The sequence below is a fragment of the Acidimicrobiia bacterium genome (assembly GCA_029210695.1).
Taxonomy (GTDB): Bacteria; Actinomycetota; Acidimicrobiia; order Spongiisociales; family JAHEDJ01; genus JAHEDJ01.
Genome location: JARGFH010000028.1, coordinates 1 through 14,151 on the forward strand (window position 1 = coordinate 1; position 14,151 = coordinate 14,151).

At 64.9% G+C, this 14,151-nt stretch carries 11 protein-coding genes; 7 read left to right on the plus strand and 4 right to left on the minus strand.

Annotation, left to right across the window (positions count from 1 at the left end):
- Positions 1-107 precede the first annotated feature (107 nt).
- Entirely contained in the window at positions 108-365 is a 258-nt protein-coding gene (locus P1T08_10325) for a NifU N-terminal domain-containing protein (GenBank protein ID MDF1596474.1), read from the minus strand.
- Positions 366-407: 42 nt separating this feature from the next.
- On the opposite strand from P1T08_10325, the gene P1T08_10330 reads away from it, so the two are divergent.
- The 7 genes from P1T08_10330 (at position 408) to P1T08_10360 (ending at position 9,569) form a co-directional block, all read left to right on the plus strand.
- Entirely contained in the window at positions 408-2,381 is a 1,974-nt protein-coding gene (locus tag P1T08_10330) for a hydantoinase/oxoprolinase family protein (protein MDF1596475.1), read from the plus strand.
- A 59-nt stretch (positions 2,382-2,440) separates the two neighbouring features.
- Positions 2,441-3,922, plus strand: a complete 1,482-nt coding sequence (locus P1T08_10335; GenBank protein MDF1596476.1) for a hydantoinase B/oxoprolinase family protein — start codon at positions 2,441-2,443, stop codon at positions 3,920-3,922.
- Positions 3,919-5,091 (plus strand): hypothetical protein, encoded by a 1,173-nt coding sequence (locus tag P1T08_10340; GenBank protein MDF1596477.1) that lies wholly within the window; start codon positions 3,919-3,921, stop codon positions 5,089-5,091. Before P1T08_10335 ends, P1T08_10340 begins: the two co-directional genes overlap by 4 nt.
- An 80-nt stretch (positions 5,092-5,171) precedes the next feature.
- Complete coding sequence (locus P1T08_10345; GenBank protein ID MDF1596478.1) at positions 5,172-6,587, plus strand: FAD-linked oxidase C-terminal domain-containing protein; 1,416 nt, start codon at positions 5,172-5,174, stop codon at positions 6,585-6,587.
- Positions 6,584-7,693 carry an FAD-binding protein gene (locus tag P1T08_10350; protein MDF1596479.1) on the plus strand — a complete coding sequence of 370 codons (1,110 nt, stop codon included), beginning with the start codon at positions 6,584-6,586 and terminating at the stop codon, positions 7,691-7,693. Before P1T08_10345 ends, P1T08_10350 begins: the two co-directional genes overlap by 4 nt.
- Positions 7,693-8,964, plus strand: a complete 1,272-nt coding sequence (locus tag P1T08_10355; GenBank protein ID MDF1596480.1) for a (Fe-S)-binding protein — start codon at positions 7,693-7,695, stop codon at positions 8,962-8,964. Before P1T08_10350 ends, P1T08_10355 begins: the two co-directional genes overlap by 1 nt.
- Before the next feature lie 65 nt (positions 8,965-9,029).
- Complete coding sequence (locus P1T08_10360; GenBank protein ID MDF1596481.1) at positions 9,030-9,569, plus strand: hypothetical protein; 540 nt, start codon at positions 9,030-9,032, stop codon at positions 9,567-9,569.
- A gap of 58 nt (positions 9,570-9,627) precedes the next feature.
- Here the strand turns inward: P1T08_10360 and P1T08_10365 are convergent, their stop codons facing one another.
- The 3 genes from P1T08_10365 to P1T08_10375 form a co-directional block, all read right to left on the minus strand.
- A complete protein-coding gene (locus tag P1T08_10365) occupies positions 9,628-10,494 on the minus strand; it encodes a GNAT family N-acetyltransferase (protein ID MDF1596482.1) in 867 nt (288 codons plus the stop codon).
- A 75-nt stretch (positions 10,495-10,569) separates the two neighbouring features.
- A complete protein-coding gene (gene argS / locus P1T08_10370) occupies positions 10,570-12,336 on the minus strand; it encodes an arginine--tRNA ligase (protein MDF1596483.1) in 1,767 nt (588 codons plus the stop codon).
- Between the two features lie 59 nt (positions 12,337-12,395).
- A complete protein-coding gene (locus P1T08_10375; GenBank protein ID MDF1596484.1) occupies positions 12,396-14,039 on the minus strand; it encodes a glutamate synthase-related protein in 1,644 nt (547 codons plus the stop codon).
- Between the last annotated feature and the right edge of the window lie 112 nt (positions 14,040-14,151).

Here is a 14,151-nt window from a genome sequence, read left to right on the forward strand (position 1 = left end):
GGCCCACTACCAACGATGTCCTGAACCCCATAGACGGTCTACAAACCGCCAACGATGTCCTGGACCTTCCCCCCTACAACCTATGACCTAGAACCTCTTTCGGGAACCTATTCCTGGAACTCAGCCTCTAGGATCGCTTGAGCGGCCGGAGCGATTGCTCCCCAGTCGGCATCAGGAGTTTTGGTCAACGTCACGAAATCGGCGGTCATGAAGACACTGGTCACGCCTTCGAGTCGGAACAGCGCAGTGGCCAGCGGGTCCTCGGTTTCCTGGCCGGGAATGAACGTCTTCGGGCCACCCACATCGACGCCGACGGTGAACTTCAATGCGTTCGGATTGGGCGTGTTCTCGATTCGAACCGGCATGATCTTTCGTCCTTCCGTCGCCATGCATCGTAGTGAGGTGCCATGACGCTCGGAGTTGATGTTGGCGGTACCTTCACGGATCTGGCCTGGTGGGACGGCACCCAACTCAAGGTTGGGAAGACGTCGTCGACGCCCGACCAGTCGGAGGGCGTTGTAGCCGGGGCGCGTGACGTGACCGGTGGGCGGCAAGTGGCCACCCTGCTGCACGGCACAACCGTGGCGACGAACGCGCTGCTCGAGCACAACGGCGCCAGAACCGCGCTGGTGACGACGGACGGGTTCGCCGACATCATCGAGATCGGCCGCCAGGACCGGCCCTCCCTCTACGACAGCTTCGTCGATCGACCCGATCCACTCGTGCCGGCGGGTCGAAGGTTCGGCGCAAGAGAACGCTCGTCATTGACCGGTGCCTACGGCTCCGCCCCCGCCGGGCTGGAGGAGCTGGCGGCGGCCGTCGCGGCCACCGCTCCCGAAGCAGTCGCCGTTTCGCTCCTATACGGTTTCGCCAGCCCCGATCATGAGGAGGCAGTTCGAGACGCCCTTGCGGCAGTTCTGCCCGGCATCCCCTTGTCGATGAGCAGTGAGGTGGTCGGCGAGTTACGGGAGTATGAGCGAACGTCAACCACCGTCCTCAATGCCTACCTGACGCCGGTGATGGCTTCGTATTTGCAGCGATTGGTTGAGCGGGCTCACCAGGCGGGATTACCCGAGGATGTCCTGGTTATGCGGTCCTCCGGTGGTTTGATGGACATCGGGGCCGCCGGCCTCCTTCCGGCCGCCGCCCTCCTGTCTGGTCCGGCCGGCGGCGTCGTCGCAACCGCAGCCCTGGGAGTGGCCATGGGTCACGGCAGGCTGATCTCGTTCGACATGGGCGGGACCTCCACGGATGTGTGCCGGATCGAGGGAGGGCGTCCCGAGGTGTCATACGAGCGCGCCGTCGCCGGATACCCGTGCCGGATGCCATCGGTCGCCGTCCACACGGTCGGAGCGGGGGGAGGAAGTGTTGGCTGGATCGACTCCGGCGGAGCGCTGCGAGTTGGTCCGCGCAGTTCGGGAGCGCGGCCGGGACCGGCCTGCTACGACCGGGGTGGTGATGAGCCGGCGGTCACGGACGCCAACCTCACCCTGGGGCGGATGGGACCGGAGACGCTTCTGGCCGGATCGGTCCGGCTGCGGCCCGAACGAGCGAGAGCGGCTCTCGAGCGATTGGGAGCAAACCTCGATCTGACCGCCGAAGAGGCCGCATTGGGAATCGTAGAGATAGTCGAGGCGCACATGACCCGGGCGATCCGGGCGGTGTCCGTGGAAGAAGGAGCGGACCCGCGTGACGCGATGCTCGTGGCATTCGGCGGCGCAGGAGGTCTGCACGCCACAGCATTGGCCCGCAACCTCGAAATGGCCGGCGTCGTGATTCCCCCGTTCGCCGGCGTGTTCTCTGCTTTCGGGTTGCTGCTCAGCCCTCCCCGCCATGATCTGGCCCTCAGTGTCTTGCTCCGCGACGGCGAGTATCTAGATGAGCAGGCGCTCGCCTTGGAACGGGCGGCGACGCACACCTTCCGGGTACACACCGGCCGGGCGCCCACCAGCGTCGAAATCGTAGCCGATGTGCGCTACCTCGGGCAGGCGCACGAAACCTCTGTTCGCTATCACCCGGGAGAAGGATGGGACGCCCTGGCCGGCTCCTTTCATCTCGCGCATCGTGAGCGCAACGGATTCGCCCGGTCGGGGGATCCGGTCGAGGTTGTCACACTCCGCGCCGAAGCCGTCGGAGATCCAGCTATGACCTGGGACGACCTCCCGGTGTTCCGGTCCACCGGCGAAAAAGAGCGCGGGAGCCGTGAGATTCTGACGGCCGATGGCCCGGTCCGCGCATCCGTTTGGAGGCGAGCGGGTTTGCCGGTCGGAGGCGAGGTCTCCGGCCCGGCCGTTATCGAAGAGGGCGAGGCGACAACGTATCTGGGACCGGGGGAGCGGGCCGTCGTCGTCGATTCGGGCGCCCTCGAGGTGTCGTGGTGAGCATCAGCCCGATTGCGCTGGAAGTGGCGAGAAACCAGTTCGGCTCGATCGCCGACGAAATGGGTTTGGTGCTGCGCAGGACGTCCTACTCGCCGAATATCAAGGAACGGGCAGACTGCTCTGCTGCGATCTTCGTTGCCTCCGGTGAGATGCTGGCTCAGGCCGAGCACATCCCGGTTCACCTCGGATCGATGCCTGCTTCGGTGGCGGCCGTCCTCCAGCAGTTCGGTGCCGGGGTTGAGCCCGACGCTCAGTACGCGGTCAACGATCCGTTCTTCGGTGGTACGCATCTGAACGACTTGACGCTGGTCCGCCCCGTGTTCTTCAACGGGCGGATCGTCGGCTGGGTCGCCAATCGTGCACATCATGCCGATGTCGGCGGTGAGGCGCCCGGTTCGATGCCCGCCCACGCGGTCGTCGTCGATCAGGAGGGTCACCGGGTTCCGCCGACGCTGGCAGTCCGCGCCGGCGAGTGGGTTCCGGAATTCCTCGAACCCTTCCTCCTGGCCACCCGGACCCCCGCCGAGCGACTCGGTGATCTCTCAGCCCAACTGGGCGCCAATGAAGTCGGGGCGAGGCGGATGCTGGCGCTCATCGGTGCCGGCGGGGTTGAGCTGTACGAGGCATTGAGTTCCGCCCTGCTGGACTACGGGGAGCGTCGTATGCGGGCTGCTCTGTCCGGCCTACCGGACGGTGTGTTCCGGTTCTCCGACGTGATGGAGTGGGGCGAGGACGACCTCCCCATCGAGGTGGCCGTGCATATCGACGGTGATCGGCTCAGCGCCGACTTCTCAGGCACGCACGACCAGATCGAGGGGAACATCAACGCCGTCGAGGCGGTCACCCGGAGTTGCCTGTACTACGCGGTGCGCGTTGCCACCGACCCGTCGATTCCGGCCAACGGCGGCTGCTATCGCCCGTTGGTATTGACGGCGCCGCCCGGCTCGCTGGTGGCAGCAGAAGCCCCGGCAGCCGTGGCGGCAGGGAATGTGGAGACCAGCCAGCGGATCGCCGACGTGCTGCTCGGCGCCCTGGCGCAGGCTGCTCCGGATCGGGTGCCTGCCGCCTCGCAGGGGACCATGAACAACGTCCTGATCGGGTCGGACGAGTTTGCCTATTACGAGACGCTGGCCGGTGGACAAGGCGGCCGACCGACCAAGCGGGGGCAATCGGGCATCCATACGGGCATGACGAACACCAGGAACACGCCGATCGAGTCACTGGAAACCCACTACCCCTTCCGTGTGGTCCGGTACGGTCTCAGGAGCGGCAGTGGCGGTGCGGGTGAGTTTGGAGGAGGCGAGGGTATCGAGCGCGAAATCGAGTTCACCGCGCCTGCCACCGTGTCGTTAATGGGGGAACGGCGGCGCAATCGTCCCTGGGGGCTGGCCGGCGGCGCACCAGGCGCGACCGGGGAGGATTGGGTGATCCGCCAAGGAGGGAGCCCCGAGCGAGTGCCCGGCAAGTCGACTTTCGACGTTGGACCCGGCGACCGGCTCCTCGTTCGCACCCCCGGCGGTGGGGGTTGGGGAACGCCATGAGCCCGGCACCCGCCGCTTCACCCGTGTTTTCTAACCGTGGAATCCGCTGGTGGCTGCTCGTCTCATCTGGCTTTGTGTTGGTGGTGCTGCTCGTCGCCTGGAACGCCTCTGTGACCGCCAGGTGCAACCTGATCGAGGTCAGGCAGTCGGTCGTCAACGCCTGGCCGTTCCAGGTGATCGATTACGACGCGCCGGGTCTCGAGGGGGCGGGGTTGGAGGGCGTGAGTGCCGTTGCCAGGGTGCAGTCCTCAGGGTCGGAGTGGATCGACGTCGAGGGCTGGGATAGCTGCCTTCGGCCGATGACCTACCAGGTGGAGGAGATCCTGTGGGTCTCCGATGATTTGCCGTCCACTGCCGGCACCCTGGCAGTTCCACCCCTCCCTCTCCAGGGAAAGGCAATCCTCCCGGCCGCGGCAAGGACCGGCCCGGGCGAGTTCTTCGTGTTCTTCAGTCATTGGGACGGCGCTGGTGGCGGTGTCCCGACCGACTGGTGGGCAGGCCTTGTACTCGATTCTGATCAGGTGCCCGTGGCCGGCCTCGACGAGGTTGGCGCAGAAGAACTCACTGCGCTGCTCGAAGACGGTGAGGTTCCGAGTGTCGACACGATGCGGGCCCTGGTTGGCTACCGGCAGGAGCTGTTTCTGCTCGGTCTGGCGCGAGCCGCCGGTGAGCCCTTCTGGGACGTGGGGATGCGTACCGAAGCACTCCTGCGGTTCAGAGGCGAATCTGTGCGGGATTATCTCGGCACTCCCGAATTAGACATCTGGCTCGAGTGGGATCCGGTCGATCGACGACTCGGTTGGACCAGAAATCATCTTCCCGATGGTGCCGCCGCTGCTCTCGAGATCGAATGGGGCAACGGTGAAGTCGTGGTCATCCATCACTCGTTGACGTCCGATAGCGTCACCTCCGTCGGTTTGCTCAGCTCGGTTGGCCTCACCGGCCCCGAAGCACTCGTTCCGGGCGGAGGGGAATTATCGATTCGCGGGCAATATGCGAAAGCGACCCCGCTCAGCCTCGTGTTGTTCGACGAAGACGGCGACATTGCCATCATTCATCCGGTGCCGGGTTGGATCCTGCAAGCACTCGACGAACGGCAAGCCGTTGCAGTGGATCTGGATCTCCGTGGCGCGTTCAATTGGCGGACGCTGGACCGACCTCCGAGCTGACCCGGCCCTATGACCGATGGCCTGCGTCCTATGGGCGATTGCCCGGCTCATGTGTCGTCTGATTTCGGTAACCTGCCCGCATGACGCTCACTGCCGAACTTCGGGACATTCTCGGGCACGATCGGGTGTTGTCTGAACCGCTCGAACGCTGGGTATACGGCATGGACTCAGGTGTCGTCAGGGGTGACGCGCAACTTGTCGCCTTCCCAGAGACAACCGCGGAAGTGGCGGCGATCGTGCGCGTTGCCAGGCATTACCGCACGCCGATCGTTGCGAGGGGGGCCGGGACCGGTTTGGCCGGAGGAGCGATTCCTACCCAACCCGGCCTGGTGGTTGTCCTGACCAAGATGAACTCCGTCGAGATCGATGAAGCAAATGCCACCGCCTGGGTGGGCCCCGGGGTCATCAACCTCGACCTCTCGAAGCAGACGGAACCGCATGGTTTCCATTTCGCACCCGACCCGTCATCCCAGTCGGCGTGCACCATCGGGGGCAACATCGCCAACAACTCGGGAGGCCCTCACTGTCTTGCGGAGGGGTCGACGGTCGGGCATGTCCTTGCGGTCGAACTGGTCACCGCCGACGGTGACGTGGTGATGCTGGGTGGGCCGGCTCCCGATCCGATCGGGCTCGATCTGCGCGGCGTGGTGGTTGGATCGGAAGGCACGCTCGGGATCATCACCAAAGCCCTCGTGCGACTGACGCCCAATCCACCCGATGTGCGAACCCTGCTCACCGGCTTTGCCAGCGTCGAGGACGCCGCGGCCACCGTCTCGGGCATCATCGCCCGCGGTGTCGTGCCTGCCGCTCTCGAGATGATGGATCAGCGCATGACCCAGGCAGTTGAGCGGTTCGTCAGCGCCGGTTTCCCCACCGACGCCGCCGCCGTGCTCCTCGCTGAGGTGGTCGGCCTCTCGGCTGCCGTCGAGGCGGAGGCCGCCATCATCAGCGAAGTTGCCAGGGAGAACAACGCCACCACGCTCCGGGTGGCAGCCGATGAAAGCGAGCGGGCCAAACTCTGGCTGGGTCGTAAGTCGGCCTTCGGTGCCGTCGCCCAGGCCGCGCCCGACTACTACCTGCACGACACGGTCGTCCCCCGTACGAAGCTCGTCGAGACCATGACCCGGGTGTACGAGATCGCTGATCGCCACGGGATCACAATGCTCAACGTTTTCCACGCCGGTGACGGCAACCTCCACCCCTTGATGGCCTTTGATTCGGAAGAAGAAGGAATGCTCGATCGGGTGAAGGCTGCTGCGCGGGAGTTGGTCGAAGTATGCGTTCAGGTAGGGGGTGCCCTCTCAGGAGAGCACGGCATCGGAATCGAGAAGCGGGATCTCATGAAGCTCGTCTTCAACGAAGCAGACCTCGATGCACAGGCCCGCATACGTGAGGCCTTTGATCCGGCGCAGGCGCTCAACCCGGACAAGATCCTGCCGGCCGGTTCACGCTGCTTCGACCTCGGCCGGCCGCCACTCGAAGGGATGTGGGTGTGACCTCCGTCCGTTCTGCACTAGATGGTTTACCCGCTCAGAGCTCCCCGGTCGACGGTGCGCCGGAGGCAGATGTGACGGTTGCCCCCTCATCGTTCGACGAGGTTGGTGCGATTCTCGACACCGCCAGTGAGCACCATCTACGGACTCTGATCTGGGGTGGCGGAACTCACCAGGGTTACGGCGGGCGGCTCGACCCCGTCGTCGTGCTGTCGACCGCCGGTCTCGATCGAGTGGTCGATTTCCAGCCTGAGGACCTCACCGTCACGGTGGAGGCGGGCGTCCGGGTGTCAGATCTCGAGGACCTTCTCGCCGGGCACAATCTGACCGCGGCCTTGCCCGAGACTCCCGGCAATGCCTCCGTCGGGGGCGTTGTGTCTGCCGGTATCAGTGGTTGGCGGCGCGCGAGGTACGGTCCTACTCGCGAGCGACTTCTCGAGGTCAATCTCGTCACCGGTGACGGCCGTCAGGTCCGTGGTGGCGGTCGTGTCGTCAAGAACGTGACCGGTTTCGATCTGCCCAGGTTGGCGACCGGCTCGTTCGGTTCCCTCGGCGTAATCGTGCAGGTGTGCCTGAAGCTCTGGCCGCTCCCATCCGCCAGAGGATGCGTGACGGTGGCTGATGGTGATGCAGCCCTGGCTGCCGCCTACCGTCCGCAGGCCGTGATCGAGTGCGACGGAACCACGAGGGTCTACCTGGGCGGAACTCCGGAGGAAGTTGAAGGTCAAAGCGCGGCATTGGGCGCCGATCCCGTCGAAGGGTGGGACTGGCCGGAGGATCCGGCCGGCGAGGTGCAATGGTCGTTGCGAGTTCCTCCCGCATTGCTCCGAACGGCCATCAAGGAGGTCCGCGGCAAGTACAGCTATCAAGCGGCACTCGGAGTCGGCGAACTGCGGATGGCAGGTGACGAGGGCGACGTTAGCGCCTTGCGCACCTGGGCCGAATCGGTGGGTGGGGCCCTCGTTCTGGTCGATGGCCCTCCCGGGCTGTATGAGCGAATCGACCCGTGGGGTACCCCGCCTCCGAGCCTGTCGATTCAGAACAGGATCGTGCAGCGATTCGACCCCGTTCGGATCCTGAATCCCGGCCGGCTTCCGGGAGGTCTGTGATGGCCTGGACGACCCTGGAAGCACCAACCAAAGCCGAGCTGTCTGCCTGTATCCAATGCGGACTGTGTCTACCGCATTGCCCGACGTTCCGGTTGACGGGCATGGAGTCGGCCTCGCCGCGCGGCCGCCTGATGGTGATGTCGGCGGTGGCTAAGGGCCATGGTGAGGTCAACGATGTCTTCGATGACCTGATGAGTTTCTGCCTGCAATGCCGGGCCTGTGAAGTCGTGTGCCCGTCGCTGGTTCCCTTCGGTCGCGCCATGGAAGGCGCCCGGATCGAGATCGCCGCCCAACTCCCCTCTCCGGTTCGCCGGGTCCGGCAGTTGATCACCGGAAGGTTGATCGGGAGTGTCCGGGCGATGCGATTGGCGACCCGGATGGCCAGGCTGGTTCAGCGCACCGTGCCGGCCAGATTCCTTCCCCGACAGGTGCGGAGGTCGATCGGCGGACTCCGCCCCTTGCCGAAACGACCCGTCTCGACCATCGGGTCCACCTTCACTCCGGTTGCTCCAACCGGTTCGGGAGTGGCGGCGGTGCTCGCCGGATGCGTGATGGACCCCTGGTTTGGTGACGTACACAAGGCGACGATCGAGGTCCTCCGCCGCGCCGGTTACCGGGTGGTGCTGCCGGATGGTCAGACATGTTGTGGCGCCCTAGCTGCTCACGATGGGAATGTGCACGGGACCAGGCGTCTAGCGAAACAGAACATCAAGGCATTCGTGTCGGCAGACCTCATCGTTACCGACGCCGCAGGCTGCGGTGCCCACTTGAAGGAATACGGCAACTGGGCGGGCGACGCGGGTGAGATCTTCGCCTCGAAGGTCCAGGATGTGACCGAAGTCGTTGCCGCAGCCATCGAAGACGGCCGGTTACCTCGTCTCGAGGTACCGAGAGGCAAAGTGGCGATGCAAGATCCCTGCCACCTGCGCCATGCTCAGCGGATCACGGCGCAGCCGCGGACGATCGTGTCGGCGGCCGGGTACGAGCCGGTTGAGATCGACGACGTTGGCATGTGCTGCGGAGCTGCAGGTTTGTACAGCGTGCTCCAACCGGCTGCTTCGGCCGAGCTGGGCCACAAGAAGGCCGAACAAGTGAAGGCGTCTGGATCGACCGTGGTGGCGTCGGCTAACCCCGGCTGTGAGATCCAGCTGCGCGGATACCTCGGTGGCGCCTACCGGGTGGCCCACCCGGTCGAGCTCTATTGGGAAGCGCTGCAAGCTGGAGACATCGAGACGGTAGGCTGGTCGCTCGCCGACGAAGGCACCCGTTGACTGATGTGAACTCCTCAACCCCGGTTCCCGCCGCGTCGCAGATGCGCCGGCTGCTTGGACTCGGGATGCATACCCTTGGCACGAGTTTCGACGTTGGATTGCTGGTCGTCGGCACCGGCCTCGTCGGCCTGGCGATTGCCGTGCTGCTCGACGGCTTCGACGTCGTTGAGATTGGTCTCACCGACTCGACCGGCTCGATGCTCGGATCCGGTCTGGTCATTGCGGTGTTCGGTGCTTTTGCCCTCGGCGTGGCCGTTGAGGGGCCGATCGGCTACTCGACGCGGCGGCGCGGGACCTTCACCGATATCGAGGTGGCGGTCGCCGGCGCCCTCGGCGCTCTGCTCGTCGGACTCGTCTTGTTTGTCATCGCCAACATCGGCCGTGGGTTCATCGAGGATCTGCCGATACCGTTCGATTTCGCGGTGACGGTGATCCGCAGCGCAGGGCGGGCCGGCATGACGGCCGGGTTGTTCCTCGGGGTTCCGGCCCTCTGGGGCGTGCGGGAGTTGTGGGGTCACAATTCCTGGATCGAGGAAATCGAGCTACCCATCTTCTATGCCATCTGGGCGACGGCGGCAGCCTTCTTCATCGCCGGAGCGATCTAGAGCCGGGCGTCTCTGGGCTCCGGCGCGCTAAAACCCGGAACCTACAACCCAGAACCCCCTACAAGGCGTACTCCCACAAGATGTCGTGATGGAGTTCCGCCCCAATTCGTTGGAATGTCTTTTCCACGAAGCCGACGGCGGGAACGAGTGCCGTGAGCCGCTCGGCCCCCATGTCGGTGGCCCGATCGAGGAGTGCTCGCGTCAGCGGATAGACGTCCTCCGGTCCGGTCGACATCCATGACACGTGAAACGAGTCGTCATCGAACTCGCCGATGACCCAGCCGGCCGGACAACCCCAGAACCTCCGGTCCTTGGCCGCCTGGGCGAGGTCTTCGAGGCGCAGGCTGCGGAACATCCAGGAGATCGGAAAGAGACTGCGGCTGTGTCGGATGAGGTCGCCGCTCGACCAGGACAGGAAGGCGGGTTCGGCTTCGGCGGCCGGCGCCGGAGTCAGTCGTTCTTCACCCGGCACCCGTTTGCCGCCGTTTCCACTCGTGTTGGGCTGCGTCGAGCTGATCTGCCGAACCGCATAGAACCAGGTTGAAACATCACGGTACCCGGCCTTCCGGACCTGGGCCTGAGCGGCGGTGTTCCAGGTTTCGGTAAGGAGCCTGGCGACTCGCGCTCCCTGGTCGGCCGCCCACTGATTGGCGGCCTTCGTCACTTCAGCGGCAATGCCGCGGCGCCGCGCATCAGGATGGACCCGCGCCGCGTGGAGCCAGGCCTCCTCGGACGACATCATCACAATGCGCACCATGCCGACGGGCCGGTCCGCGTCATCGGTGGCCACGAGGATGTTGGAGTTGTCGTCTTCAGCCATCCACCGGCCGAAGCTATCCGGAACGTAATCTCCCCACTCGAATGTGCCGGTCGTGAACGCGACAACGGCCGCTTCGTCATCGGGACGGGCAGGGCGAACGTTCATGGCTCCGAGCCTACCGGGCGAATGGGCTTTGAGCTGTGAGCTATGGGCAACTGGACTCCGGCACCGACGGGCCGTCTACATCCGTTCCGGAATGTCGATTCCCAGGAGATCCAGGACCAGTTCGAGTTGACGTAGCGTTGTGCCGACAAGAGCAAGCCATGAGCCCTGGCGGGCTGCATCGGGTTCGGACAGGATGTGGCAGTCAGCCAAGAAGCGGTTGAAATCCGCCGCGAACTCGAAGGCGTACTCGGCCAGCTGATTCGGCGCTCGGTGCTCCACTGCCCGGGCGAAAACCTCCGGCAGCCGGGTGAGCTGCAGCATCAGATTCCGCTCGGTATCCCGGCTGGCGGGAATGATCGGCCCACCGTCGAGGGCACCCTCTGCTGCCTTACGAAGGATCGACTTGGCGCGAACCGCTCCGTAGAGAAGATACGGTCCGGTCTTACCCTCGAACGAAGTGAAGCGTTCGACGTCGAAGATGTAGTTGGAGGCTCGGTGGTTGTGAAGATCCCCGAATTTCAACGCCGCCATACCAACGAGGTGTGCGATGCGGTGCCGTTCTTCCCGGGGGTATCCGGTGGCTAGTTCGTTCTCATCGAGACGCTGCGTGGCTCGCTCAACCACCATTGCGACCAGGTCGGCGAGTCGTAGGAGGTCCCCGTCCCGGGTCTTGAAGGGCTTGCCGTCCGGTCCGTTGACGGTGCCGTTTCCTGCGTGTTCGAGCACAACGTCGGGGGCGGCGATGCCGGTGAGGCGGGCGGCCCGGAATACCTGCTCGAAGTGCAGCGACTGGCGGACGTCGACCACGTACACCATGATCCGGGCGCCGAGATCCTCGATCCGTTCCTCGATGGTGGCCAGGTCGCTCGTGCCGTACAGGTAGGCGCCGTCGGTCTTGGCCAGCAGCAGGGGTGGGATCTCTTTGGTATCGGCCTCGTCGGCGACATCGACGACGATGGCTCCATCGCTGAGCCGGGTGAGCCCTGCTCCGATGAGCCTTTCGATCATCGGTTGGATCCGATCGTGGACGGTGCTCTCGCCGTTCCAGAGATCGAAGTGGACGCCTAGGTCTTCGTAAACCTCGCGCATGGCGTCGATCGAGACCGTCCGGAAGTGTTGCCAGAGCGCCCGGTATCCGGGCCTTCCATCCTGGAGTTCGAGGGTGGCCTGCCGGGCCGCCTCTGCGAAGGAAGCGTCGTCTTTGGCCCGTTGCGAAGCGATGGGGTACATGAGTTGGAGATCGGCGACCGATACGGGGGACTCGGCGGGATACGGTCCGGTGCCGTTTGGGTCGAAGTAGGGGAGTTCGGGCATCCGTTCGGAGAGCTCGACGATGAGTTGGCCCATGGGGGTTCCCCAATCGCCCAGGTGGACGTCTCCTGTGACCTGGTGGCCCTCGAAGCGGAGGATTCGTTTGATCGACTCGCCGATGATGGCGGGGCGGAGGTGACCGACGTGCATCTCCTTGGCCACGTTGGGTCCGCCGTAGTCGACAATGACGGAAAGCGATTCGGTCACCTTGGCGACGCCGAGGCGAGGATCGTGTGCCAGTTCATCGAGTTCGGTGGCGAGGAACTCGTCGGTCAGCGTGATGTTGATGAACCCGGGACCGGCGAGGGACAGTTCGGCAATCCGCTCGTCTCCCGAAACCACCTCGAGCACCTCTTGGGCAATCTCCCGCGGATTGCGTCCGGCCGGCTTGGCCGCCGGGAGCGCGCCGTTGCACTGAAACTGCCCCAGGTCCGGCCGCTGCGAGAAGGACACCTCGCCAAAGGCCCGATCGAGTCCGATCGAGGCGAAGGCGTCGCCAAACAGTCCGCTGAGGTCGGTGAGGAGGGACATCGTTCCAGGAATGATAGGTGACGGCACCTTCCAACCCGTTTTCGCGCGGGATTCCCACCCTATAGGGGCAGATCCCCGCGCGAAAACGGGCTTTGGGTCACTCCGCCGTAGGGGATTCCGGTCAGGTCGGCCATCTCGCGCTTCCAGGTCGTGAGGTCTCTCGGTTCGAAACCGTGGAGGTCGGTGTGGCCGCAGGCTCTGGCCAGCACTTGCATCAGCTCGACCGAGGCCTGGAGGAATCGTGCCAGCCGCTCGGCGGCGACGCTTACCGGAAGGCGATCGCGCAGATGCTGCTGCTGGGTGGCGATTCCAACCGGGCAGTTGTTCGTGTGGCAGGCTCGCATCCCGACGCAGCCGATGGCCTGCATGGCGGCGTTGGAGATGGCGATGCCGTCGGCACCCAGCGCGAGAGCCTTGGCGAAGTCGGCCGGCGTCCGCAGACCACCCGTGATGATCAGAGTGACCTTGCCGGAGACGCCCCGTTGGTCGAGGTGGCGTCGTGCTCTGGCGAGCGCCGGGGTAGTCGGTACGGAGATGTTATCCCGGAACAGGAGCGGGGCGGCCCCGGTGCCGCCGCCCCGTCCGTCCAGGATGACGTAGTCGACACCGATCTGGAGCGCGGCGTCGAGGTCGTCTTCGATGTGTTGGGCAGAGAGCTTGAACCCGATTGGAATTCCGCCGGTCTCGTGGCGGACGCGTTCGGCGAAAGTCCGGAAGTCGTCCAGGTCGTCGAAATCCCGAAACCGGGCAGGAGAAATGGCCGGTTCGCCCTCCGGCAAGCCGCGGACCTCGGCGATCCGGCCGCGCACCTTTTCACCGGGCAAGTGACCGCCGGTCCCGGTCTTGGCTCCCTGGCCACCCTTGAAATGGAATGCCTGGACCCCGGCCAGCTTGTCCCATGAAAACCCGAACTGAGCCGAGGCCAGCTCGTAGAAGTAGCGGGAGTTGGCTTTCTGCTCCTCCGGAAGCATTCCGCCTTCACCAGAAGCGATACCCGTCCCGGCCAGTTCAGCCCCCTTGGCCAGCGCCACTTTGGCCTCCAGCGAGAGAGCTCCGAAGCTCATGTCCGAGACCATGATCGGGATGTCGAGGTGAAGGGGTTTGGCCGCTTGTGGGCCGACGATTAGACCGGAGCCGACCGGAACGTCGTCGAGTTGTGGGAACCGGGCGAGTTGCGCCGTCACGAACTGGATATCGTTCCAGGACGGAAGCTGTGAGTGCGGAACGCCCATCGCCGCCAGCGGGCCGTGATGGCCGACGCGCCCGAGGCCGTGGGACGCCAGTTCCCGGATCTCAGTGACGTGTGGCTCGTCCGGCGTCCCGTGAGGGTCCTGATAAGGCCCCTGGTAAGCGGTTCGGTTGTACGGTTGGGGATTGTCGGATTCCCATGCGGCAATCTCGTCGGCATCCACCCACACGGCACCATCCTCAACCCATGCTGAGAACTTGTGGAGGATCTCTGTGTGGTCGTAGGAGGAGACCCCGGTCTCGAACCGGTAATCCCAGTTGTGGACCCCGCACACCAGGTCGGCACCGCGGATCAATCCGTCCGCCAGCAGCGCCCCGCGATGGAGGCAGCGGCCGTAGAGCACCGAGATTCGATCGTCGAATCTGATGATTACCAGGTCAACGTTTCCGACGAGGGCATGGCTTGGATGGCGATCGCGTAGGTCATCCCACTCGGTGATCTTCAGCTGACGCACTGGGTTCCTCTCAGCGGCTCGCCCCGGAGGCTAGCGCCAACCAAGTCATGCGTTCGTGCGTCGATCCGTGGCACCATGTACCCCGAACTGACGCCAGAACGGGTTGGAGGGG

Coding starts and splice junctions, on each gene's coding strand:
- P1T08_10355 (MDF1596480.1), top strand. CDS start 7,693: ATGGCCTGGACGACCCTGGAAGCACCAACCAAAGCCGAGCTGTCTGCC.
- P1T08_10345 (MDF1596478.1), top strand. CDS start 5,172: ATGACGCTCACTGCCGAACTTCGGGACATTCTCGGGCACGATCGGGTG.
- argS (MDF1596483.1), bottom strand. CDS start 12,336: ATGTCCCTCCTCACCGACCTCAGCGGACTGTTTGGCGACGCCTTCGCC.
- P1T08_10325 (MDF1596474.1), bottom strand. CDS start 365: ATGCCGGTTCGAATCGAGAACACGCCCAATCCGAACGCATTGAAGTTC.
- P1T08_10365 (MDF1596482.1), bottom strand. CDS start 10,494: ATGAACGTTCGCCCTGCCCGTCCCGATGACGAAGCGGCCGTTGTCGCG.
- P1T08_10360 (MDF1596481.1), top strand. CDS start 9,030: ATGCATACCCTTGGCACGAGTTTCGACGTTGGATTGCTGGTCGTCGGC.
- P1T08_10330 (MDF1596475.1), top strand. CDS start 408: ATGACGCTCGGAGTTGATGTTGGCGGTACCTTCACGGATCTGGCCTGG.
- P1T08_10335 (MDF1596476.1), top strand. CDS start 2,441: ATGGGTTTGGTGCTGCGCAGGACGTCCTACTCGCCGAATATCAAGGAA.
- P1T08_10340 (MDF1596477.1), top strand. CDS start 3,919: ATGAGCCCGGCACCCGCCGCTTCACCCGTGTTTTCTAACCGTGGAATC.